The organism is Treponema sp. UBA753, from assembly GCF_002297325.1.
Taxonomy (GTDB): domain Bacteria; phylum Spirochaetota; class Spirochaetia; order Treponematales; family Treponemataceae; genus Treponema_D.
The window spans coordinates 3253-3856 of the sequence record NZ_DBKJ01000009.1; the positions used below are offsets into that span (position 1 = coordinate 3253).

Sequence of the window (604 nt, forward strand, 5' to 3'; positions counted from 1 at the left end):
TGATAGTCGCCTGTGCATAAAACCGCATCGTAATAGTCAAGGCCAAACATTCTGTAACCTGTCATGTCGCTTAGCATGTGCGGAATATGCACATAATACTTGCAAAGCTTGCTTCTTTTCCACTGAAGAACATCAAGTCCAGGTGTTGTAGAAAGACAGATATCCGCATTCAAGAAGTTCATTTTGGCAAAACCTTTGTTGCCTTCGCCTATGAATTCAGTTTTTACGTATTCAAATTTTTCAGAGAGAGCCGGATCGTCGCTGCTTTGAGTAAAATAAGTCAACGGAATCTTTCGATTTTCAAATTCATGAGCAATCGGTCCAAAAACGTTCCAATATCTTTTTGAATCAGAATAAATCACAATTCCCAAGTGCGATTTATCGAGTTCTGTCTGTTTTCCTCGCCCGACAATTGCTTTAAGTTTAATAGAAAGCGCGCGAATTCCAAAAACGGCGGTTGTCGCAAGCCCAATAAAAAGCGAAAAAAGCATGCTGCCCGTTCCCGGGTCAATGTACAAAAATAAACCAGACATCAAAATCTCCAAAATAATTTATATAGCCCAAATTTCGAGCTTTTGCAATTATAAAAAAATGCTTTCAGCGA

At 39.1% G+C, this 604-nt stretch carries 1 pseudogene; it reads right to left on the bottom strand.

What is annotated here, in order from left to right:
- Nucleotides 1–533: pseudogene (locus B4C08_RS00405) on the bottom strand (CDP-glycerol--glycerophosphate glycerophosphotransferase); the annotation flags it as partial.
- Nucleotides 534–604: the final 71 nt, after the last annotated feature.